The sequence below is a fragment of the Thalassotalea sp. Y01 genome (assembly GCF_012932945.1).
Classification (GTDB): Bacteria; Pseudomonadota; Gammaproteobacteria; order Enterobacterales; family Alteromonadaceae; genus Thalassotalea_A.
On record NZ_JABBXG010000005.1, the window covers coordinates 1 to 23524 of the forward strand.

Consider the following 23524-nt stretch of genomic DNA (forward strand, 5'->3'; position numbering starts at 1 on the left):
CGCCTGGCGTGCTCAGCCAAATCACTAAAAGTGAAAAGAAACACTTTATAAAAACTCTTCCAAAATTAGAATTAGGTGACGTGTCCGAGTGGCTGAAGGAGCACGCCTGGAAAGTGTGTATACGGCAACGTATCGAGAGTTCGAATCTCTCCGTCACCGCCATCTTTTTCTTTATATATCAATAACTTATCATGCTTTATTGGTCTTTTGTGCAAAAGGCTAAGTATCTGAAATATATCGTGGAAATATCTGGTATTCGTACGTAATTCGTCCGTGATTCGAGAATTAAACGTTGCGAGTATTGCATCAACTCTAATCGGGTTAATCACCTAACCTCTTGATATTGCCTTGATATCTTTTTGGGGACTGCTAAATTTTAATATCACACTCAGTTGTTATTTTTAATTTTAGAGGTTGTAAACACGGTCCAATCACAAGGATGTCTAGCCAATGGTTTACCAGAGCCAAAATCTGAATTTCTTAAAATTTGATTTCCCTGATCTCTATGAAATTGGATCTTACTGCGAACTTTATTACCTCATTGAAAGAAAAACTTAAATTGACTTGTTTCGTTAAATTTAAGAGGTGTAAACACAGTAGTTACATCAATTCACAATTGCCAAATCCAATAGTTAGGCTAACTTTTAGGAAATAACTTGTGATTCGAGCAGTATTGAAATATGCCGAAACCAAAGATCCGTAATTGTGTGTACGGCAAGCAGTGCAGTCAAAAGTGGAGTGACCTAGCTAAGACGGATGATCCTGACGTCAAATATTGCAGTGAATGCGATAAAGGTGTTCATTATTGCCATGATAGAAAAAATCTAGCTCAGAATATCATGAAAAATCACTGCGTAGCCGTATCTATTTCTATTTTGGACGAAGGTTATGATAAACCTGTGGGGACGTTTATTGGCGAACCCAGTGCGCACTATAACATTCAACCAGATTATGATGATTAAACAAGAAGGTAAGCAGGCTTTCAACTAGTATGGTAAAGCAAGCACTGCATTTACTTCACTAGGAAAAATTAACCAAGCTTCTTTTTAATAGCTGAAACCGCTTCTGTTACTATGAATTTTGGCGTTGTTAGAATGTAGATGGTTAATAAGGTATACGGCTTTTCCGGGGGCTGTGTCTTATAATTTTCATCAATTTGTATAACGGCGGTCGTTAAGCAAATATACACATAGAGAACCACGTACATTGGCCAAATGTGATCGATACGGTGGGCAAGGAGTGCAAAAATTCCCATCAATATAGCGGCTAGTATAAGCGTAAATATTCCCAGTTTTTTAGTCACGAAATCTTTTCCTGCGTCAGCGAGCACTCTTTGAGCAATAGATGAATGTGAACGTAACATTTTTCTGTTTGTCGATGCCGGCATAACCTTTTTTGATTTGAGGAAATGACACGTTACTTTTATCGACTTTTTCAAATGGATATATGCCGTTATTTGTATCAATAACTTTTAAAAATTGGGACCAGGTATGATGCAAGAACCCAAAAGGTAAGGGCGGTACTGCGCTTAAAGGATCATCTATGATGTGCAGCTTTTCAACATCTGGCACAGATGATGGAGTACTCAGGTCTTCATACTCCACAGCAAATTTAACAGGCAGGGGGCGATTGTGTTCCTCAATTTTAAGATAAATAAAGTAGGGCCAGGCGATGGATGTGAACGTTAATGCCACTGGTAATATTAATAAGGTTTTTAACGGTTCATGGCTAAATAATTTATCGTTCGCGGGAGTTTTAATTATTCGGTAATAGACGGTATAAATTAATGAGATCACTAAACCGATAAGCACGTAGCCCAGTAAAATATCCATTATCATTTGTTCTTTTCAATCCTTTCATTTACAACGACGCCCGAGTCCAGCTCTAAAAACAATTCTTTTTCGTATGTGGAAGCAAAACCGATATGCTGATAATTCAACTGGTTACCAATTGGAATTCGCAGCTCGCCTGAATACCAGTGGGCAAATACTCGATTGCTAAACCCAGGGAAAATATCAGCTAACGATGTTTTGTTATCGTCATCAAAGCCAGCCTCAACAGATACCAGATAAAGCCTGTTATCGATGACTTCCCAGCTTCCTATATAACCCCGCCAAAGCGCAGTGCAATTGCCCTTAAATGGGCTTTCAATTTTAGCTAGTGCAAAATAATCACATAAAGGGGTGCTCAATAGCGATAGGTCTTTACCATTTAGGTGAATTCTTTCCGAAATCTGTGCGGTCAATTTCATCCTCCGTTGATAAAATCTTAATGTTACAGGTGGAGATCAACAGTAACTTATTTTCTGAAATAAAAAAACACGGCTAGGATAGCTTGGTCTAGTGAGGCAATGCTAATTTTATTATTGACATCTAAAACCCAATCCATTAGTTTGAATTAAGGGTTGGGCATACCTGTGGTTGGATTCTACTTCCTTCAAACAAAGCAACCAAAAATAAGATCTGTAAACCATATTTACCTTATTAACTTTTTACTTAATCATTTTGTTCATTGCCAATAGGAAGTAGCAATGTGTTGGCGCGTATAAAGAGCTAAATGAAAAGTGAAACCTACCAATTCTTATTTATTATTTAAAAACTTCCATATTGCAGAGATAACAGAGCTGCACCCTGAGAGTATCAAGAACTCTGCGAAACGCACTAAAACTGATAGAGAAAAAATAAGCCATTCCACTAAATTGAATCATATCGCCAAATCGTTGGGGTTTAGCGAAGGGTTTGCTAGCTACGAAAAACTTTACAAGTCGCAACTTTTACCTTTCTTATCAAAGCATGGGTTAAAAACTAGAGCAGATTTATGTCGTTTTCGGAATAAAGGTTGGTCATTGCCACTAACTCCTCTAAATCGGCAGCAAATTAGTGAGCGGTTATTTTTCAATTCAGCAAGGTTGCCTGAAAAGTTATTCACCGGGTATGACTTTCCGTTCAGCACTACTTTATCAGATGGCAATAGGCTGGTCATGCTGGGAGAAGGGGGGCAGGAATGCAATGATTTATTGCGCAAACTTGGACTCAAATCGACCCTTGATATTCTTCCGCCTAATGTATATCACAATTTGAAAGTTGCAAAGTCTAACAAAGAGCTAAGATTGCCGTCGTCTCAGTTTAATGACTTTTCAAACCGAACGATTGAAGACGCAGTATTAGGGGCATATTTACCGTATTGCAATGCTGCTTTCAATATACTGGGTGACACACTAGTCGAACCTTCGATTTATGGTCATGAGTGTCAGCAATACTATCAGAATGACTTTCATGACAAAGAGCAGCACGCGAAAGCTCTTGCTGAATTAGTGGATGTATTTAGCTCTCGACTGCGGAAAAGTACTAAAGGCTGGATTGAGGTAATCCCATTTAACGAGAGATTAATATTCTTAAAGGGAAGGAATGGTGAATATGATTTTCTATATCGAAATATGCGTGGCAAAGGTTTCAAGCATGAGTTTCACGACGGTAAAGTGAAACTATTAGACCTACCTTCATTCATCGATAAATATCATTTTGAAAGATGGCTTTATTTTGAATATGAGGGATGTCGAGAGCTGGATGAGCACAATGCGGAAATTCTATACTACAACTCCGGTAGTAATTCTCGAAATTGGCACGATTCAGATATTCTAGAAGCATTCTACGTAGAGAATGAAGTCTATACCCCTAAAAAAACGAAACGTTCAAACTTAAGATTACCTGGTTTTACAACCGTACCTCTTAAAGATAAAAACTTGAACATATCGAATTTGATATCGATTGAGGATTTTGCAGAATTTCAAAAAGAAAATGCTGAATATTTTGGTTATAGAAACTCAGCTATTGATAATCAGTTGGAAATAGATAATCAAGACCAGGATTTGAGTCTTCCAGTAAGTTGTACTTGGTATGATGCATTAGTGTATGTCTCTTGGCTCGAAAAAAAGATAAATGTGCCATTCAGGTTGTTGTCTATGGCTGAGTACAAAGAAATCCGTGAAAATACCGCAGTATTGCCAAGTGTTCGGCCGATAAAGTCAGAGTTAATTCCTGCTGAGAAAGGCTGGAATGCGAAATTGTTTCCTACTTCTCTCAAAAAAACGTCATTAGGAAGTCTAGAATTTATTCTTTCGTCAAACTTTGCTGAGTGGCTTAGAGAAGAGTACTCGATTCGAAGTGGCTGCTTACGCAGTTTTCATGGCAATGATGTTTATGCTGGTTGCCCATTGGATTCAACAGGTGCTTACAAGGAATTAAAAACAGGATTTAGAGTCTGTTATGAATTAGAAACAGACAAGGAGGTAAATAATGGATAATAGGTTAAATGACGTTCAATTTATTCACGACTACGCAACCTTAATTGGCGATGTAGGTTTTGGTGAAGAGTATGAAAGGGCGAAAAACCTTTATTTGGACGCTCCAATTGAAACGCTAGTCATTACCCGAAAATTATTAGAATACTTTACAGAAAAACTAGCTGAAGAACATAGCATCGATGTTGTTGGCTTAAACCTTTGCGACAAAATAACGCTAATAGAAAAGCACGATTTATATCGTCGGGAAATTATTACTCAGATGCATGATATTAGAGAAGCTGCAAATAAATATGCGCATTATCGAGAGGGAGAGCCACATTTTAACCAGACTCAATGTGTTGAACTAGCTTTACGTACTTTGAAAATTTTTTGCAATTTCATTCAAGATGTCGTTTTGGCAAGTAGTGGAAAAATGAATGACTATGTGTTCGAAATGGAAATTGAATCCCCAATTAAAAACTGGTGTTACGACGCTTTAGTCAATAATGACAGGGACGCAAAATACAAATTAGGGGTAGCCCTTTTCAACAAGTACAATGAAAAACTCCGAAAGACGAAAGAGTCTCCGTATATCGATAAAAGGCATTTACAACGGGCCGTAGATTTTATCGAGGAAGCCGCATTGGAGCACCATATTGATGCGATGTTTGTGTATGGTAGGGTTCTGTATGAAGGTGTTTACCGCCAAAAAGATATTGAAAAAGGAATTGATTATCTTTATAACGCTGCAACGAATGATTTAGTCGAAGCTCAAGCTTATTTTGCATGGTTGGTGCTTGTAGAGCAAGAAAGCAGCGTATCAGATGATATGCAAATCGCCATTGAGTTTGCAGAAAAGGCTTGCCATCAGGGAAGTGGTTTATCCCACCTTGTGCTTGCACAAGAATATAAAAAGGGAAATAACGTTGAAAAATCGCATGAAAAGTATTTAAGACACCTAAGGAAGTCTGCTGAATGTGGGTTTCCTGATGGCCTTTTTGAGTTGGCAAATGTTATTTTGAATGGAGATGAAGGCGATAAGTACTCAAACTCAGAGGAAACTGCTTTAGATTTACTTGAGAAAGCCAAAAACTTAAGGCATTTGCAGTCAAGTCGTGCATTGTTAAAGTATTATGACAAATCTAGTTTACCAATTCACACTGTGATTACTCGATATGAAGAGCATGTAACAACTTTTCCAAGTGATCTGGAAGTGCGCATTGACTTTTCAGAAATTTTGGCTGAAGAAGGGCATAATAACCCTGAGTTCATGGAGAAGGCGCTTCAAATTTGTGTAAGTTTGTATAGAGCCAATCTTAAAAGCCGTTTCAAAAGGAAAGTCTTGAAAAATAGTCAAAAATGGCTGCGAGTTTTTCCTCAGATACAAAGGCGCATGGGGTACGAAGGCGATCCTGAGTTGTATTTTAATTTTAAGCCAGATGGAACGCCCTATGACGATATCCTTGAAATGGGGCGGAAATTATCTGAGCTATTGGATTCACCTAATCTAATCTCGAAGTATTTTTATAGGCCGAAGTCATAAAACATTCGGCTAAGGTGAAATTGGAGGTTATTTGCTCAACTTTAGCTGGGAACTTTTTGGGAAATTTCCCCCAAAAAATTGTCCTTTAATTACCTGTAAATACCCGTAAAGCCCAATAAAAACGTTACCTTAATGTTGGGTTCTAGGATTCGAATCTCTCCGTCACCGCCATATAAAATGAACCCGACGAAAGTCGGGTTTTTTTATGGCTTAACGAAAGAGGTGAGAACTCGAGAAGAGAGTTCAAAAAATTTGTCAGGAACAAATTTTCACACCAAGTGCCAGCAAGGGAAAATACAGGGTATATTGCAAATACAAAGGGATACATAGCTTGTAACAGACATAGCTGTTTTAGACTTAAACGGATCTAGCGTATATAGTCCTATATACGAGTTCTTTCGGAGGTTGCTCATTCTCATCCTTGAACGAAGCGCAAAATTGCGTCTTTTAACGGTATTTTTATTCTATTTTACCCAAGGTATCCCTGTTGGACTTTTTTTCTATGCAATCCCGGCTTGGCTTGCTGCCAATGGTGCCTCTACTGCCGCCGTTGCGGGTGTAGTCAGCGCGTCTATCCTACCTTGGACGCTAAAGTTCTTTCTCGGTTTCATAATGGATCGGTACACTTATTTGCCGATGGGGCGCAGGCGTATTTGGATAATCGGCGCCCAGTCGACAATTGTCGTAATGCTCATACTCGCTGCGATACTTTCTCCTGGGGCGAAAGAAATTTGGCTACTGTCTATGCTGGCTTTTCTTGTCAATTCAGGAACCGCGTTTCAGGACGTTTCCATTGACAGTCTTACCGTTGATATTATGCCTGAAGATGAGCGTGGCAAAGCTGCTGGTATCATGTTTGGTGGGCAAGTATTAGGTATTTCAGTGTTCACTTTTTTCGGTGGTCAACTAATCGCAAGTTATGGACCTATGGCAGGGTATCTGACCGCAGCTGTTTTTGTCGCAAGCGTCGTTGTTTTTGGGGTTTTTATTTACGAACGTGAAGGTGAAAGGCGGTTTCCTTGGAGTGACGGTGACGCGCATCCGCGCAATGTTCATATACAAATCAAGGCTTGGAAGCCACTTCTGAACAATAGCTGGAAAGCCATGCTTGCGCCGATAAGTCTGGTTGCGCTTGCTATTTTCTGTGTCCGAACCATGCCAAGTGGTATCGCTGAGGCCTATCATCCTGGCCTTGCAACCAACCTCGGTGGTTGGACTCAGACAAGTTATACCAATACCATCTCAGCCGCCCAGTTTGCCTCTGGTATATTTGCTCTTGCGTTAGGCGGTCGAGCTGTGGCAAAAATAGGTGCGCAACGTGCCGCCTTGATCATGTGTGTACTGGTCAGTGTGTGTGCGTTTAGCTTTGGTTTTGCGCACAATCATTGGTCAAACGTTTCACTTCTTACCGCTTATTTCTGGCAGATTGAATTTTTTGCGACGATGCTAATCGTAGCCTTTATTCCAATCGCAATGCGACTTTGCAACCCACGTGTTGCGGCAACGCAGTTCACGCTTTATATGGCGGCATCAAATGTAGGGCGCCCACTAGGTAGTTCAATTGCAGCGACGACAGATAATATGGGCGTGCCGTATCTCATGTATTTTATTTTGGCGAGTGTCTTCGTTGTACTGTCAATTGTGCTCTGGTTTGTCCGCTTCCCAACCAAGGCTCCTGATGTGGTGCAAATAATCGAAGAAAATGACCCTATTGTCGATGGGGAACCTGCACCAAAAATCAACTAGGCTGACATTATATTTGAACCATTCTTTAGGTATTCGAAATACGTGAAATCAAGACTAAGGACGTTAAGGGCATCCAGTGAAAACTGGCTTAGTTTTGATTTCAAAAGCTATCTAGGTATTTAAATCATTCAATCTAACATCGGCTTGTTGTCGGTTTAGCCCATACTTGTATACCTATTACGCCAAAATACATGAAGTAGCATACGACGATAAAGTGAACCGTTGAGCAGGTTGTGTAATACCAATAGGTTGAGGCTTTAACGTTACAGCCATTTAGCTTGAAACTGTAATAAATCGCCACAACAGTGAATATGGCAAACGAGATTGTTGATAGCATGATAGTCAATGAGGTGGCGGTTATGTTACCTAAGTTGGTATAGGGCTCTTGCATCCCATGAAACAGAGAGACCAGTAATATTAATCCCGACAGAGCCGCAAGCAGTGGCCAACGTCTAATGAACCATAACGGTGATATTAAATCCACTTATTTTGATATTTAAACTGGGTTCTATTTAATTCCAATATTTTTCATTTTATGCATGGCTAGTTGGATTTTTATTCCAGCTAACCATAAGTTTCAATATTGTTGAGAAATGTATTGCGTTTACTTTATCAAATTGAGTTTAAAATCTTTTTATTTTCAATCGCTTGAATCGATTTTTATGTCAGCTTATTTTACATTTAACTGGTATTATTTGATTTTGTGAAATCTAACGTGTTGAATTGTTTAACAATATTTTTATTGGCGCAATATTTGCTCGTCGCAGGTTGGATTCGAAACCTATGAGAGTACATAAAATATGAATAACCAACTCCGAAATTTTATCTTAATATCAATAGCAAGTCTCTGTTTTATCGCCAATTCTGCATCCGCAGAATCTTATCTTGTCATCGGTAACGGTGCCAATAAATCGACGATGAAAAATATGACTAAGCAAGCCAATAAAATAGGTGCGCGTGTTACTAATGTCATCGCAGAAGCCGGTGTGATTGTTATCGAGGCGAGCCCTAAGCAGGCAGCAAAAATGACCGGTGTCATGGCTGTCGTACCTAATATCAAAGTACAAATGACAACACCCAGTGAGCGTATTTCAGTTCAAGCTGCAAACCCACCCAATACTAGTGATGATGATTCCTTCTTTGATCGTCAATGGGGCCATGATGCGGTCAATGCGCCTGAAGCATGGGAAGCTGGTGTGCGCGGTAAAGGCGCACGTGTTGCTGTTTTAGATGGCGGTTTCAGCGTTAACCATCCTGATATTGCAGACAATGTTGTCGGTGCCGCCGATATGACGGGCGAGGGCATCGAATATGGTCCAAATGAAGATGATCCTGACGGAATCTTTAGTCATGGTATGCATGTAGCAGGCACCATTGCCGCTGCAGACAATGCCTTTGGCACTATTGGTGTCGCGCCTGAAGCAGAATTAGTGTTAGTTAAAGTGCTTGGTAATAATGGTACTGGTTCGTTTGAAGACATACTAGAAGGTATTATTTTTGCCGCCGATTTTGGTGAAGTTGACGTTATTAATATGAGTCTTGGTGCCGATATTCCACAAGGCCTCGGTGTTGACGCGAGTTTAGTGGCGTCATTACGCGTGGTAATGAACCGAGCCGTTGCTTACGCCTACAAAAAAGGTATCACCGTTATAGTTGCTGCCGGTAATGATGGTCGAGACTTAAATGCAGACAAGAGCATGGTCGTGTTCCCTGCCGATATGCCACATGCGATATCCATTTCTGCAACCGGCCCTGAAGGCTGGGGGTATGATCCTACAACTGACTTAGATACCCAAGCTATCTATACTAACTATGGCCGCAGTGGTATCGACTTTTCAGCCCCTGGTGGTGATTATGAATTGATCGAAACTAACCCGGAACTGGCGTTTAGTGGTTGTGCGGTTGGTGGTGCAGTGCGAGTTTGTTATGTATGGGACTTCGTTTTCAGCGTCGGCAGTGATTATAACGGCATTTGGTATTACTGGTCGATTGGCACAAGTATGGCAGCACCGCATGCTGCAGGTGTAGCAGCTCTCATTGTTGGCGAAAATGGGGGCCAAATGCACCCAGCTAAAGTTAAAGCCGAAATGCAAAGACGCGCGGATGATTTAGGTCAACCAGGTAAAGACGCGGTTCATGGTAATGGTCGAGTCAGTACGGGTTACTAACACACTACCTCATTCCTAAAGTAAGTTTTACAAATAAAAAGATTTGGCTATGCCAAATCTTTTTTTATGGGTGAATCAAAACCTATCGCTCGAACAATGAGCTTGGTGATTACCTAAAATACTGCTTCAATTCATTGATGCTTGGTTGGTATCGAAAGACAAGCTTGCCATCCACCAATACATTAGGCGAATGTTTTATATTGTATTGCTCTACCAGTTCAGGGTGCATTTCTATGTAATCGATACGGTAGTTGACACCGACGCAGTTCATCTCATTTTCAAGGTTAGGAATACTAAAGTCTGTTTGTGTTACCAGCAGTTGTACATCCACGATTATCTTCCTGTCAATGGCCTTTATAAAAGTATAGTTTTTTTTGCAGATCGTGTAGAACTTTGAACTATTCGATTTTTCAATCTAGGCTTGAGTTATAAGCATATTTAACGTACTGATTTAATAATAATTTATTGTCGCTTTATGGCGATGACGTTAGGAAACCAATAAGCCATGCCAATAACTAGCAGCCGCAATCCATACACGGGCGACATAATTGCGCATTACCCACAGCAAAGCGTAGAGCAAATTGATGACAACATCCGTCGTTTGCAGAAACGTTTTTTAGGTTGGAAAAATACCCCCGTCGCGGAACGTGTCGAGATTTTGCGACATGCCTGTCAATACTTTGATGTAAACCGAGATGCTATTGCCAAAGATATTACCGAGGCGATGGGTAAACCATTAGCGCAATCTAAAAATGAACTAAATGGTTTTTTTGAGCGCGCTAATTATCTACTCGATAATGCTGAGACGTTTCTTGCAGATGAAATCATTAGTGCCGATTCCAAGCAGGCGCAGATTATTAGTCACGCGCCTTTTGGCGTCGTGTTGATCGTAGCCGCATGGAATTACCCATTATTGATTGCCATAAATGGTGTTTTGACCGCCTTATTAGCAGGCAATACGGTGCTATTGAAGCACGCCTCAAATACCATCGTCATAGGCCAGCATTTTCAACGCGCATTTGGTCTGATTAGCGGTCATGAAGAGCTGTTGTTGCATTGTGTTGCTGAGCATAGTGTCTTAGCCAATGTTATGGCGCAGTCGAACATCAACCATGTGGTGTTTACCGGCTCGGTTGCCGCAGGCGAAAAAGTCTATCAACACAGCGCTAAACAATTTAATCATTGTCACTTAGAGCTGGGCGGTAAAGACGCTGCCTATGTCGACGAAGGCATCGACGTTGACCAAGTCGCTGCGAGCTTGGTTGATGGTGCTATGTATAACGCCGGGCAATCTTGTTGCGGTATCGAACGCGTTTATGTGCACCATAGTCTTTATTCACAGTTTATTGACGCCTGTAACAACCTTATTGCCAAATACCGGTTGGGTGATCCCATGGATGAAACCACGGATATGGGGCCTCTTGCTAGCGCGAGTGCTGCAGAGGCTATGGATCAACAAATACAAAATGCGCTTAGTTTAGGTGCTGAAATTGTTATTGGCGGCGAAAGTACCAGCATTAATGGCGCGACGTTTTTTAATCCAACCCTATTAAAGCATGTCACAAATCAGATGTTGGTGATGCAAGAAGAAAACTTTGGTCCGATTTTGCCGGTTATGTCGGTGCAAAATATGCAACAAGCTATCACCTTAATTAATGACAATGTCTATGGCTTAACCGCAGCAATATACAGTCACGATCAAGACAAAGTTGCAGAATTTGCTGATGCTGTCGATGTTGGCACTGTGTTTCAAAATCGATGCGATTATCTTGCACCGGCATTGCCTTGGACTGGATGCAAGCAAAGTGGTATTGGTTCTGGCCTGTCAAAGTTTGGCTTTTACGGGCTGACAAGGCGCAAAGCGAAAAATTTCAATAAATCATAGGGAGCCGCGTATGACAACAATAGAAGCAAAAATAAAGCAGCTTCGCGATGAAAACATCAAGTGGGTCAAGCTAGCCTTTACCGATATCGATGGTGTGCATCGTGGTAAGTATGTCAGCATCGACAAATTTGCGACCATTCTCAGCAACGGTGCCGGTTTTTGTGATTGTGTACTTGGCTGGGATATGGATGACCAGCTCTATGATAACGTCGAGTTCACCGGTTGGCACACTGGATTTCCTGATGCCTTGTATAAAATTGATTTAAGCACCGAGCGCCGCTTACCTGATGAGCACAATATCCCTTTTTATTTGGTCGAGTTCAACACCAAAGATGGCGGTGAACACCCGATTTGTCCACGCAGTTTGTTAAAACGGGTATTAACGAAAGCCAATTCAATGAATATTGATGTCAAGCTCGCATTTGAATATGAGTTTTTTATTTTCAACGAAACCCCAGAAACGGTACGTGAGAAAAATTATCAAAATCTCAATCATTATACCCAAGGCAACTTCGGCTATTCGTTGTTGCGCGCCAACGCTAAAGCTGACATGTATCACCAATTTCTTGAATATTGTGAACAGATGGATTTTGCTTTAGAAGGCCTGCATTGTGAAACCGGCCCCGGTGTCTGGGAAGCGGCAATCGGCTACGATTCGGCGTTAAATATGGCAGATAAAGCAACCTTATTTAAAACCTTTAGCAAAAGCTTTTTCCAAAAGCAGGATCTTATGGCGACATTCATGGCCAAATGCTCTATGGATTATCCTGGGCAAAGTGGCCATGTGCATCAATCGCTTTATGACGCGACTACCGGTGACAGCTTGTTCTATCAGGAGAGGGCAGAGCATCATATCAGCGACACCATGCGTCACTATATTGCCGGCCAACAAAAATACTTAAAGCCATTGCTGGCTATGTGTGCACCAACCATCAATTCATATACGCGTTTAATCAAAGGTTTTTGGGCTCCAACCGCAGCAACGTGGGGCGTTGAAAACCGAACTACGGCATTGCGTGTTATTGGTAACAATGCAAAAAGTCAGCGCGTCGAATTTCGACTCGGCTCGGCAGATGCCAATCCTTACTTAGTTGCCTCGGCGGTTATCAGCGCGGGTTTGCTTGGTATCGAGCAACAATTAAAACCAACCAATGCACTTATAGGTAATGCCTATGAGCAAGAAGATGAGTTACCGGATGAATTACAGTTAGCGACGAATTTACGTGATGCGGCGAGAGACTTTCAGCGCTGTGAAGAGTTGACTCAGGTGTTCGGTGAAGATTTCTTCCGCCACTTTTATGCGACAAGGATGTGGGAAGTGCGTGAATATGAACGCCAAGTTACCGACTGGCAAATGCAGCGTTATTTTGAAATTATCTAACTGGGTATAACGACACCATGCAGCAATTTAATTTTCCGACCATTATTTATTTTGGCGAGCAGGCATTACAAAGCTTGGCGACAACGCTTAAGCAGAAACAACACAAAAAGGCGTTATTGGTAACCGACAAAACCTTAACTGAACTAGGTATCGCCAATAAGGTTAGTCAGGTAATCCAATCTCAGGGCGTCGATGTCGTGGTGTTTGATGATGTGCATCCCAACCCAATAGAGCAAGATGTTGAGCTTGGCAGCCAAGCGTTTATTCTGCATCATTGTGATTGCTTGATAGCGCTTGGTGGCGGTAGCCCTATGGATGTGGCAAAAGTTATTAAAGTCGCCAGCACCCACCCCGGACCTTTAGCGCAATACGATGATGCCATCGGTGGTGATAAACTCATTGTTAATGACATGCCAGCGCTTTATGCCATACCTACAACAGCAGGTACGGGCAGTGAAGTCGGTCGTTCTGGGGTGATTATTTTGCGCGAAAGTGGCCAAAAAACCATTATATTTGCGCCGCAGTTGATGCCAGATATCGCCGTATTGGCACCGGAGTTAACCATTGATTTGCCCGCTCACATTACCGCAGCTACCGGCATTGATGCGTTTACACATTGTTTGGAAGCGTATTTTGCCCCGGGATTTCACCCCATGGCAGATGGCATTGCACTTGAAGGCATGCGATTGTGTTTGCAATACCTCGCTACCTGCGTCGAGCAGGGCGATAATATTAACGCCAGAGGACAAATGCAAATGGCAGCCACCATGGGGGCAACGGCATTTCAAAAAGGGTTAGGAATGACGCACTCTTTAGCGCACCCGCTGTCAGCAGAGTTTAATACCCATCATGGCTTAGCCAATGCCTTGTTATTGCCATTTTCATTAGAATTCATCGAGCAGCACGGCGAACTCAATAGTGAGCAGAAAGAGAAAATTTCTGCTATTAAACAGCTATTTTATCAATACAATATTGATGCTGACAGATTATCACAGTGCTGTTTGCAGTGGTTCACACAATTGGGGATTACATTTGGTTTATCGCAACACGGTATCAGTGAGCAAGATATCGCTATGCTTGCCGATAAGGCGTTCGATGACCCTTGTCATCATAGCAATATGGTCTCCGTCAGTCGTGATGATTTATATGCTGTATACGCGAAGGCTTTGTAATGCGTATTGCCTTATTACTTTGTGACCATGTAAAACCGGAGCTAGTGCATGTCAGTGGGGATTACCCTGAAATGTTCCAAGCCATGTTCGCTAAGCATGCACCTGAGGTAAGGTTAACGGTATTTGATATACAAGCAGGGCAATACCCGCAAGATATCGATCAATTTGATGCTTTTCTTAGTTCAGGCTCAGCCTCTTCGGTTTATGATAAGCATGATTGGATTATAGAATTTACGCTATTTGTTAGGCAGTTGTTTGCCGCCCAGAAAAAATTTATTGGTATTTGTTTTGGCCATCAGATGATAGCCCATGCACTAGGTGCTGATGTTGAATTATCGGGAAAAGGTTGGGGGGTGGGTATAAAAAAAAGCCGAGTCGTCAATCAAAAGCCGTGGATGACGCCAGAGTTACGCGACTTTTCCATGTTGTTATCGCATCGAGATCAAGTGTTATCTTTACCGCCAAATGGCGAACTGTTGGCTTGTAATGAACACTGTGAAATCTCTATGTTTCAAATTGGCAATAACTTTTTGGGATTGCAAGGTCACCCTGAATTTACCCGGCAATACGCAAAGGCATTAATGCAGTTTCGACAAAATATTATCCCGCTAGATATACGCCAACGGGCGAGTGATACTTTTGAGCAAACGCTTGATACTCAGGTCATTGTATCTTGGATGCTTAGGTTTGTAGGCAATGGATGCTAGACAATTTATTTACCAGGTAATGTAACTTTTTATATTTGTGGCACGTATTTGCTTATAGAGAGTTTAATTGTCAGGTGAACAACAGTCAGCAGACGCTGACTCACCAACCCTAAGTTGGGGTTAACTGCGAATACGTTTACTATCCGTAAATAGTTACAGCATGGGGAAATATATTTTTATTATTGCGCTTATTGCATGCTTAATAATTTCACAAAGCAAAAATTTAGCACTGATCTATACTTTGAAAATATCAATGAATTCAAGGATAAAGAATGGATTATCGAAACAAAATTGGCATAGTGGCGTTGTTAACAAGCGGTCTATTCTTGTCAGCCTGTTCCAGCGGATTGGAAGAGGCCGGTCCACCGCCGTGTAATGATTCAGAAATACTTGAAATTAGCGCGAGAGCTAAAAACTTTGTATGGGGCGATCCAGAGAGGCAAATATTTGAATCAAAATGGCATACTGTGGTTGTTGAGCAAATTGAAAAGAAATACCAATACCTTGAACGCAAAGGTTTGCAAGATGCCGTCACTGCGCGGGAAGATTTATCTAATTTTGAATCGGATTTACAGACGTTATTGCAGTTAAACCAACAAAAAGAATACGATATTAAGAATTTTGTTTGCTTAGCAAGTGATGCTGAAATAGCCGGTGCAGCAAGTCAAAATCAATCCATTGAATATATCTTGGCGGCTTTACCTGATATTTATAAAGTTATCGAAGTGAAAACCGCACAGATTGAAGCGAGTAACGAAAAGCGTTAATCCTTTACGCTGATAGAATCCCTATTAACCAGTGTTGGTTCAAACACACGCTGGATTGATAGGGTTTTTTGTTTGTACACATCATGTAAAACCATGCGCGCAGCCATATGGCCCATTTCATCTACAGGGTTGTTAACCGTCGTTAGGCGAGGGTAAAGGTAGTTGGTAAAAATGACGTTATCAAAACCGATAATCGATAAGTCATTAGGTAAATCGTAACCATGCTCTCGAGCGTATTTCATTGCACCTGATGCCATTTCATCATTGGCGCAAATTACCGCTGAAAAGGTAAAGCCTTTATCTCTAAAGAATTTAAGTCCATCGGCGCCACCGGTTTCACGAAAGTCACCCACATAAAACAGATTTTCATCAAATTCTAGTTGGTTGTCTTGTAGCGCTTGCTTATGGCCTTTCAAACGTTCGCTAGAGTCACCTTTAAATAACGGGCCAGCAATATAAGCAATGTCTTTATGACCATTGTCTATCAGGGCTTTCGTGGCGATATAACCACCTTGATAGTTATCTAGGCTGATGCATTTATCTTGCATGCCTTCAATATAACGGCTAACCAGATAAATCGGCGTTTTACCTTGGCTCAGCTTGATCAGGTATTCGTCTGACAAGGCTTCACTGTGCACAATAATGGCGTCACAGTTACGGCTGATTAAAAACTCAATGCCTTCTTTTTCACGCTCTTCATCACTGTGGCCGGTGGTGATGATAACGTGCTTTCCGGCCGCACGACATTCCGCTTCGATACCGGACATCATAGAACCAAAGAATGGGCCGTGTAATTCGGCAACCAATACCCCAATACTGTTGGTACGGTTTGATGCAAGAGATTGGGCAATAGAGTTAGGTCTGTAGCCTAACTCTTCCATTGCTTTAAGGACTTTTGCGCGGGTACGATCACTGACTTTGGCGTTATTGTTCATAACCCGTGATACGGTTGCCAAAGACACACCTGCCAATTTAGAGACTTCGTAAATTGTTGCCATATCTAACGATTATTGTTCATTAAAATTGCCAAATCATACCCTAGTAACAATATATTAACTAGTGCTAGTTAATTCACTTTGAATTTTTACCACTTGTTCAGTATCTAATGTGTATTTGCGCATTACCCAGGCAACAACAAATGAGCCAATAGCAGGGAACACGGTAAATGAAATTAAGATACCTTGTTTGGTTGCTTCGGTTTGTGCAGCATCAGGCTGATAGTTGTAATAAGCCAACAACCAACCGGCAATAGCACCACCTAAGGCAACGCCCATCTTAATAAAGAAGATGACTCCAGAGTATACCATGCCTGTTATACGAATACCGGTTTTCTTGTGTCCGTAGTCAATGGTGTCAGCCATTTTTGACCATAGCAAGGGGGTAGCCATATCAAGGAAGAACTTCCACAAGATAAATGCCACAAACGCTAGTACGGTCTGATCCGGTGCGATAAAGAAACTCAATACACAGATGATGGCAGAAATAGTTTGTAGCCAAATGTATGCTTTGATTTTACACACTCGTTTGGCTAATGGTTGGGCAAGCGCACAACCAATCATACTCGCAACCACACCTAAGGTCATAAATGAGGTGATTAGATCTTCTCGGCCAAGGAAGTATTTAACGTAGTACACAGCGAGGGTGAATCGCAGTACTTGGCCCGTTAATAAGAACATGGCAGCTAAACACAATATGCGCCATTGATCATTTTTCCAAAGTGACGCTAAGCTTTCTTTAAAGGAAACTTGCTGCTCTTTTGGCTGCTCGATGCGCTCTTTGGTACCGGCAAAACAAAGCAGAAACATCACCAAACCCATTAAGCTCATAATGGTCATTGCGTATTGGTAACCTTTGGCGTTATCACCTTGACCAAAATACTCAACCATTGGCATGGTGCAACCGGCAACGATAACACCACCTAGCATACCAAACACAAATCGGTAAGATTGCACTGAAACACGTTCTTTAGCGTCAGCGGTTATCACCCCGCCAAGCGCACAGTAAGGAATATTTATCGCCGTATACGCCACCATAAGTAATACATAGGTACTGAAGGCATAAACGATTTTAGCTGTACCTTCTAATTCTGGCGTGGTAAAGGTGACAATACTGATAATCGCAAACGGTAAGGCTAACCATAAAAGGTAAGGGCGGAAATGGCCCCAACGAGTGCGGGTTTTATCGGCAATATTACCCATCAATGGATCGGTGATGGCATCAAATATACGTACCGCTAAAAACATGGTACCAACGGTCGCCGGATCTAGACCAACGACATCGGTATAGTACAACATTAAAAACATCATTACGGTTTGGAAAATGATGTTGCTTGCGGTATCACCTAAGCCATAGGCAATTTTTTCTTTTACACTGATCATGACAACTTCTCTTACAACGGGAAACGCGATTGCGTATTATCTATACAATAAGTTGATTAGCGATTGCTAATCAACTCTTTATAGGCCAAACCACTTTTTTTAATGGTTCTTTTCTGCGTTTCATAATCAACATAAACAATACCAAAGCGTTTTAAGTAACCTTCAGCCCATTCAAAGTTGTCCATTAAGCTCCAAGCAAAGTAGCCTTGAATATCGACACCTTGTTCTATGGCATCGTTAACGGCATTTAAGTGTTGTTGGTAATAACTCAAGCGATCGTCATCATTAACGACACCTTGGTCAATGCTATCGTCCATTGCTGCACCGTTTTCAGTGATATAGACTGGCGGTAATTGATATTTACTATCCAGTGACACCAACAACTCTGAAAACGCCTTAGGATAAATTTCCCAGCCAATATCGGTTAATGGCGCTGGAGCAGGTAGTTGCTCGTATATGTCATCTGGATGTGCCTTATAAATGGCGCGGGTGTAAAAATTGATACCAAGAAAATCAATGCTCTGAGCGATAATCTCCATATCACCGGATTGAATATCAGGTTGATGCTCGGTTGGTAAATCTTTGATGATATCAGGATAGCATTTATCAAAGATTGGTTTGATATACCACTGATTAAAGTATTGGTCGGCGAAGTCGGTTGCATACAAATCCGCTTCACTGTTGCTTGCTGGATAGCATGGCGTGAAGTTTAACACGATACCATTCATGGTCTCTGGCGTGTTTTCTTTCAATACTTGCATCGCTAAACCGTGCGCTAACAATAAGTGGTGCGCACTTTTACGACCGTACTCTTTACCGACGATACCTGGCGCATGAACGCCAATTTCGTAGCCTAAATACGATGAACAAAATGGTTCATTTAAGGTTGCGTAAGAATGTACTTTGCCTTTGAATGCCTTGCTGATCAGGTCGACGTAGTGGGCAAAAGCATAAGCGGTTTGGCGATTTAACCAACCACCGGTGTCTTCTAGGTATTGTGGTAAGTCCCAATGATATAAGGTGACATAAACTTTAATGTTACGGTCATTGAGTGCATTAATAATGTTTAGGTAATAGTCGACACCGTCTTGATTCAAGGTGCCATCTTGAAGCATAACACGTGGCCATGAAATAGAAAGGCGATAGGCATCAACGCCTAAAGAGTCAATCAAGGCGACGTCATCTTGCCATAAATTGTAATGGTCACAAGCTACTTCGCCGTTCGAGCTATCGGCAATTTTTCCGTCGGTGTTACAAAAGGTATCCCAGATACAATCTAATCGATGTTCTTTGCCACCTTCAATTTGAAAAGAAGCGGTTGCAACACCGTATGTAAATGACTTATCCAGCATTTTAGAATTGCTTGGTAATTGAAGCTTGGTCATGTTTGGCAATACCTTTTTTGACTCATCCATTTATGGAATTTTGTGAACTTTTTTGAAAGCGCTTTCAAAATTGGTTGATTATACCATGGAAATTTACTTTAATAGTGTGAAAGCGCTTACATGAATAAGCTAAGATTATTGTTTATTGAATTGTAAATCAACTAAATTTTTTCAGTGATTCAACTACAATAGCGCATAATAATAATATAGCACATTAAAAATCAGGAGATACTATGGCCTCGTCGCTTCCTACGGGTTCTGTACAAAGTAATAACGGTGTAAATGTCGATTACCGTTTTGCTTTAACATCACTAACATCACTTTTCTTTATGTGGGGGTTTATCACTTGTCTAAATGACATATTGATCCCTCACCTAAAAGGCATTTTTGACCTGTCATACGCACAAGCCATGCTAGTGCAGTTTTGTTTTTTTGGGGCTTATTTTATTGTCTCGTTACCGGCTGGTTCGTTAGTTAAAAAAGTCGGTTTCCAACGCGGTATCGTAACCGGATTAATTATTGCTGCTATCGGTTGTTTGTTATTTTACCCAGCGGCATCAATGCACAGTTATCCGGTATTCTTGTTTGCGTTGTTTGTGTTGGCCTCTGGTATCACTATTTTGCAAGTATCAGCGAACCCATATGTTAGCTGTTTAGGTCGCTCCGAAACCGCCTCTTCACGTTTGACACTGACCCAAGCCTTTAACTCTTTAGGTACTACTGTCGCGCCATTTTTTGGTGCTTACCTTATCTTAAATGAAGCTGCGGGTGCGATGGCTACTGCACAAGAAAAAGCGGCGGCAGTGCAAATGCCGTATGTTATGCTAGCGGCCATGTTATTGGTTCTTGCTGCTATTTTCGCTTGGTTAAAGTTACCACATATTGAAGAGCAACAAGCCCATGAAAAAACATCAAAGCAAGTCGGTAGTGCTTGGGGGTACTCGCATCTTGTATTAGGTGCTGTCGGTATCTTTGTCTACGTTGGTGCCGAAGTAGCCATTGGTAGCTTTTTGGTTAACTACTTCCATGAACTAAATATTGAAGGTCTTGAAACCGAGGCCGCTGCGGCGAAATACATCGCCTATTACTGGGGGGGCGCTATGGTAGGGCGCTTTATTGGTGGCCTAGCAATGCAGAAAATTGCTGCAGGTAAAGCCTTAGCATTTAATGCTGTTGCAGCGATGGTGTTAATTGTGGTGACCATGATGACTGAAGGTAATGTCGCAATGTGGTCGATTTTATTGGTTGGTCTGTGTAACTCGATAATGTTCCCAACAATTTTCTCATTAGCGGTAACCGGCTTGGGTCGTCATACCTCGCAAGGGTCTGGTATTTTATGTTTGGCGATTGTTGGTGGTGCCATCATTCCTGTTATTCAGGGCTTTTTAGCAGATTCGATGGGCGTGCAAATGTCTTTCTTCTTACCGGTTATCTGTTACGCATTTATTGCCTACTACGGTTTGAAAGGCTCTGTGCCAAAAAATGTCTAAGCAAAGATTCATTATCTTAGGAAAAGAAACTATGAACACAAAAATTAGCAAAATTGCATTGTCTACCACGCTGGCTATGGTTGTTGCCGGGTGCGGTCAAAAGGCAAGTCAATCCGCAGCACCAGAAGAAGCAAAAGTAAAAGCACCTGTTGCCGCTGATGAAACGAGCAGAAATTTAGACATCTGGCCGAAACTGGATATTGCCGTAAAGCAAGACGACGCTATTGAAAAGCGTGTTAGCGATATTTTGGCGACAATGACGCTAGAACAAAAAGTAGCGCAAATGATCCAGCCTGAAATTCGTGATATCACCATTGAAGATATGCGTAAGTATGGCTTTGGCTCGTATCTAAATGGTGGTGGTGCGTTTCCAAATAACAATAAACAGTCAACACCACAAGACTGGATAAAACTTGCCGAGGACATGTATCAGGCATCTATCGATGATAGCGTTGATGGCTCAAATATCCCAACCATGTGGGGTACGGATGCGGTGCATGGTCACAACAATGTTGTTGGTGCAACCTTGTTTCCACACAACATCGGTCTTGGTGCGGCGAACAATTCTGATCTTATTGAAAAAATAGCAGCGATAACGGCCACTGAAGTTATGGTTACCGGTATTGACTGGGTATTTGCGCCAACGGTTGCCGTTGTGCGTGATGATCGTTGGGGACGTACCTATGAAGGCTACTCGGAAGATCCCGACATCGTTCGTGATTACTCTGCTGCCATTGTTAAAGGTTTGCAAGGCCATGCCGATGGTGACTTCTTAAGTGACAAACGTGTTATTTCCACCGTTAAGCATTTTATCGGTGACGGCGGAACCGAAAAGGGTGACGATCAAGGCGATAATATCGCCAGCGAGCAAGAATTGTTTGATATTCATGCCCAAGGTTATGTCGGTGGCTTAAGCGCTGGATCACAGTCGGTGATGGCCTCGTTTAATAGTTGGCATGGTGAGAAAAACCATGGCAGTAAGTATCTGCTTACTGATGTGTTAAAAACGCAAATGGGCTTTGATGGTTTTGTCGTCGGTGACTGGAATGGTCACGGTCAAGTTAAAGGCTGTACAAATGAAAGCTGTGCACAAGCGGTAAATGCCGGTTTAGATATCTTTATGGTACCTACAGCCGCATGGAAGCCTTTGTATGAAAATACCATTGCTCAGGTCAATTCTGGTGAAATCGCCATGAGTCGTATTGATGATGCAGTTGCGCGAATTTTACGCGTTAAGATTCGCGCCGGCTTATTTGAAAAGCCAAGCCCTGCAAAACGTCCTTTCTCGGGTAAAACCGAGTTGATTGGCGCAAAAGAGCATCGTGATGTTGCCCGTCAAGCGGTGCGAGAGTCTTTGGTTTTGCTGAAAAATAAAGGCAATATCTTACCTTTATCACCGAAACAACATATTTTGATGGCCGGTGATGGTGCTGACAACATTGGTAAACAATCCGGTGGTTGGACAATTACCTGGCAAGGTACCAACAACACCAACGATGATTTCCCTGGTGGCACATCAATTTATGATGGCATTAACGAACAAGTTAGTGAAGCTGGTGGCAAAGTCACTTTGAGTGCTGATGGTAGTTTTAGCGAAAAGCCCGATGTCGCTATTGTTGTATTTGGTGAAGACCCATACGCAGAAGGTCATGGTGATCGTGACAATCTAGACTATCAACGCGGTGAAAAATCCGATTTGGCATTGCTAACATCGTTACAACAGCAAGGCATACCGGTGGTAGCTGTATTTATCAGTGGCCGCCCTATGTGGGTTAACGCTGAGCTAAATGCATCGGATGCGTTTGTTGCAGCATGGTTGCCAGGCTCTGAAGGTGATGGTGTTGCTGAAGTGATTTTGGCTAACGCTGATGGCAGTGTGCAAAACGACTTTGTTGGTAAGTTATCGTTCTCATGGCCTAAAGCTCCTGATCAAACCACGGTAAACCGTCATGATGCAGAATACAGCCCATTATTACCGTATGGCTTTGGTTTGCAGTACGGTGACGAAAATGTCTTGGCTGACGATTTAGAAGACACGGTGAAGGTTGATCTAAGCAAAGCCGCAGAGTTGAAACTGTTTACAGGGCAAATGCACAAACCATGGTTGATGACATTAATGTCTGGTGAGGAATTGCTGTCAATTACCTCGAATACTCATCAAGTTGGTGCATTAAGCTACCGTACGATTGATAAAGTCGTACAGGAAGATGCGCGTAAATTAAGCTTTGATGGCAGCGAAAATGCCGGTGTTCGTATTAGCAGCTTTGGTAGTTTCCGTGAAGATTTGCGTTCTCAACTTGAAGTTAGCGCGGTACTGAGCTTTGAAGCCAATGTGATGCAACGCCCAAGTGGTAAAGTTATGCTGAGCATGTTGTGTGAAGGCGAAGGTGAGCCCGAGTGTGCAGGTCGTATCGACATCACCGAACAAATCAATGAGCTGGCACCGAATAGCTGGGAAAAAATTACCGTTGATTTACAGTGTTTCAAACAGGCAGGTATGAGTTTTGCGGATTTACATACACCGTTTGAGTTAACCACAGATGGCACCATGGAGCTAGGTCTTAGCGAGATTAAGCTGGTTCCGAATGCCGTCGCCTCAGCAACACTAAGCTGTCAATAG

Annotated in this window: 19 protein-coding genes and 1 tRNA gene; 13 read left to right on the forward strand and 7 right to left on the reverse strand. The window is 41.9% G+C overall.

The window, feature by feature from the left end; all coding sequences use genetic code 11:
• Positions 1–74: 74 nt before the first annotated feature.
• Both HII16_RS08350 and HII16_RS08355 read left to right on the forward strand, forming a co-directional pair.
• A tRNA-Ser gene (locus HII16_RS08350) sits at positions 75–162 on the forward strand.
• Positions 163–680: 518 nt separating this feature from the next.
• Positions 681–962, forward strand: coding sequence for a hypothetical protein (locus HII16_RS08355; protein ID WP_169129242.1), 282 nt, complete (start codon positions 681–683; stop codon positions 960–962).
• Positions 963–1030: 68 nt separating this feature from the next.
• Here HII16_RS08355 and HII16_RS08360 read toward each other — a convergent pair whose 3' ends face one another.
• From HII16_RS08360 to HII16_RS08370, 3 genes are read right to left on the reverse strand one after another with little or no spacing between them, the layout of a single operon-like run.
• Positions 1031–1303, reverse strand: a complete 273-nt coding sequence (locus tag HII16_RS08360) for a hypothetical protein (protein ID WP_169129244.1) — start codon at positions 1301–1303, stop codon at positions 1031–1033.
• A 16-nt stretch (positions 1304–1319) separates the two neighbouring features.
• Positions 1320–1832, reverse strand: coding sequence for a hypothetical protein (locus tag HII16_RS08365; RefSeq protein WP_169129246.1), 513 nt, complete (start codon positions 1830–1832; stop codon positions 1320–1322).
• A 2-nt stretch (positions 1833–1834) separates the two neighbouring features.
• Positions 1835–2245, reverse strand: a complete 411-nt coding sequence (locus HII16_RS08370) for a hypothetical protein (RefSeq protein WP_169129248.1) — start codon at positions 2243–2245, stop codon at positions 1835–1837.
• A gap of 318 nt (positions 2246–2563) precedes the next feature.
• Here HII16_RS08370 and HII16_RS08375 point away from each other — a divergent pair, with 318 nt between their 5' ends.
• The 4 genes from HII16_RS08375 to HII16_RS08390 all read left to right on the forward strand — a co-directional run bounded on the left by HII16_RS08375 (position 2564) and on the right by HII16_RS08390 (position 9739).
• Complete coding sequence (locus HII16_RS08375) at positions 2564–4303, forward strand: hypothetical protein (protein WP_169129250.1); 1740 nt, start codon at positions 2564–2566, stop codon at positions 4301–4303.
• Positions 4296–5825, forward strand: coding sequence for a tetratricopeptide repeat protein (locus HII16_RS08380; RefSeq protein ID WP_169129252.1), 1530 nt, complete (start codon positions 4296–4298; stop codon positions 5823–5825). The genes HII16_RS08375 and HII16_RS08380 overlap by 8 nt, the downstream gene beginning before the upstream one ends.
• A gap of 438 nt (positions 5826–6263) precedes the next feature.
• The gene (locus tag HII16_RS08385) at positions 6264–7571 is read left to right on the forward strand and encodes an MFS transporter (RefSeq protein ID WP_248289574.1); all 1308 of its coding nucleotides are present in this window, start codon (positions 6264–6266) and stop codon (positions 7569–7571) included.
• Positions 7572–8371: 800 nt separating this feature from the next.
• Positions 8372–9739, forward strand: coding sequence for a S8 family serine peptidase (locus HII16_RS08390; protein ID WP_169129256.1), 1368 nt, complete (start codon positions 8372–8374; stop codon positions 9737–9739).
• Positions 9740–9848: 109 nt separating this feature from the next.
• On the opposite strand, the gene HII16_RS08395 is transcribed toward HII16_RS08390, so the two are convergent.
• A complete protein-coding gene (locus HII16_RS08395) occupies positions 9849–10070 on the reverse strand; it encodes a hypothetical protein (protein ID WP_135437535.1) in 222 nt (73 codons plus the stop codon).
• Positions 10071–10244: 174 nt separating this feature from the next.
• Between HII16_RS08395 and HII16_RS08400 the strand changes: the two genes are divergently transcribed.
• The 5 genes from HII16_RS08400 to HII16_RS08420 all read left to right on the forward strand — a co-directional run bounded on the left by HII16_RS08400 (position 10245) and on the right by HII16_RS08420 (position 15651).
• On the forward strand, positions 10245–11624 hold the full coding sequence (locus tag HII16_RS08400) for an aldehyde dehydrogenase family protein (protein WP_169129257.1): 1380 nt from the start codon (positions 10245–10247) through the stop codon (positions 11622–11624).
• A 10-nt stretch (positions 11625–11634) separates the two neighbouring features.
• Positions 11635–13005, forward strand: a complete 1371-nt coding sequence (locus tag HII16_RS08405) for a glutamine synthetase family protein (protein WP_169129258.1) — start codon at positions 11635–11637, stop codon at positions 13003–13005.
• A gap of 17 nt (positions 13006–13022) precedes the next feature.
• Positions 13023–14177, forward strand: coding sequence for an iron-containing alcohol dehydrogenase (locus HII16_RS08410; protein WP_169129259.1), 1155 nt, complete (start codon positions 13023–13025; stop codon positions 14175–14177).
• Positions 14177–14884: a GMP synthase gene (locus tag HII16_RS08415; protein ID WP_169129260.1), complete on the forward strand. Its 708-nt coding sequence runs from the start codon at positions 14177–14179 to the stop codon at positions 14882–14884. Before HII16_RS08410 ends, HII16_RS08415 begins: the two co-directional genes overlap by 1 nt.
• A gap of 272 nt (positions 14885–15156) precedes the next feature.
• Positions 15157–15651, forward strand: coding sequence for a hypothetical protein (locus tag HII16_RS08420; protein WP_169129261.1), 495 nt, complete (start codon positions 15157–15159; stop codon positions 15649–15651).
• Here HII16_RS08420 and HII16_RS08425 read toward each other — a convergent pair.
• From HII16_RS08425 to HII16_RS08435, 3 genes are read right to left on the reverse strand one after another with little or no spacing between them, the layout of a single operon-like run.
• Positions 15648–16649, reverse strand: a complete 1002-nt coding sequence (locus HII16_RS08425; RefSeq protein WP_169129262.1) for a LacI family DNA-binding transcriptional regulator — start codon at positions 16647–16649, stop codon at positions 15648–15650. The genes HII16_RS08420 and HII16_RS08425 overlap by 4 nt on opposite strands.
• A gap of 54 nt (positions 16650–16703) precedes the next feature.
• Entirely contained in the window at positions 16704–18029 is a 1326-nt protein-coding gene (locus tag HII16_RS08430; RefSeq protein ID WP_169129263.1) for a glycoside-pentoside-hexuronide (GPH):cation symporter, read from the reverse strand.
• Between the two features lie 56 nt (positions 18030–18085).
• Entirely contained in the window at positions 18086–19414 is a 1329-nt protein-coding gene (locus tag HII16_RS08435) for a GH1 family beta-glucosidase (protein WP_169129264.1), read from the reverse strand.
• Between the two features lie 233 nt (positions 19415–19647).
• Here HII16_RS08435 and HII16_RS08440 point away from each other — a divergent pair, with 233 nt between their 5' ends.
• Together HII16_RS08440 and HII16_RS08445 are read left to right on the forward strand one after the other, a co-directional pair.
• The gene (locus HII16_RS08440) at positions 19648–20904 is read left to right on the forward strand and encodes a sugar MFS transporter (protein ID WP_169129265.1); all 1257 of its coding nucleotides are present in this window, start codon (positions 19648–19650) and stop codon (positions 20902–20904) included.
• Positions 20905–20935: 31 nt separating this feature from the next.
• Entirely contained in the window at positions 20936–23524 is a 2589-nt protein-coding gene (locus HII16_RS08445; protein ID WP_169129266.1) for an exo 1,3/1,4-beta-D-glucan glucohydrolase, read from the forward strand.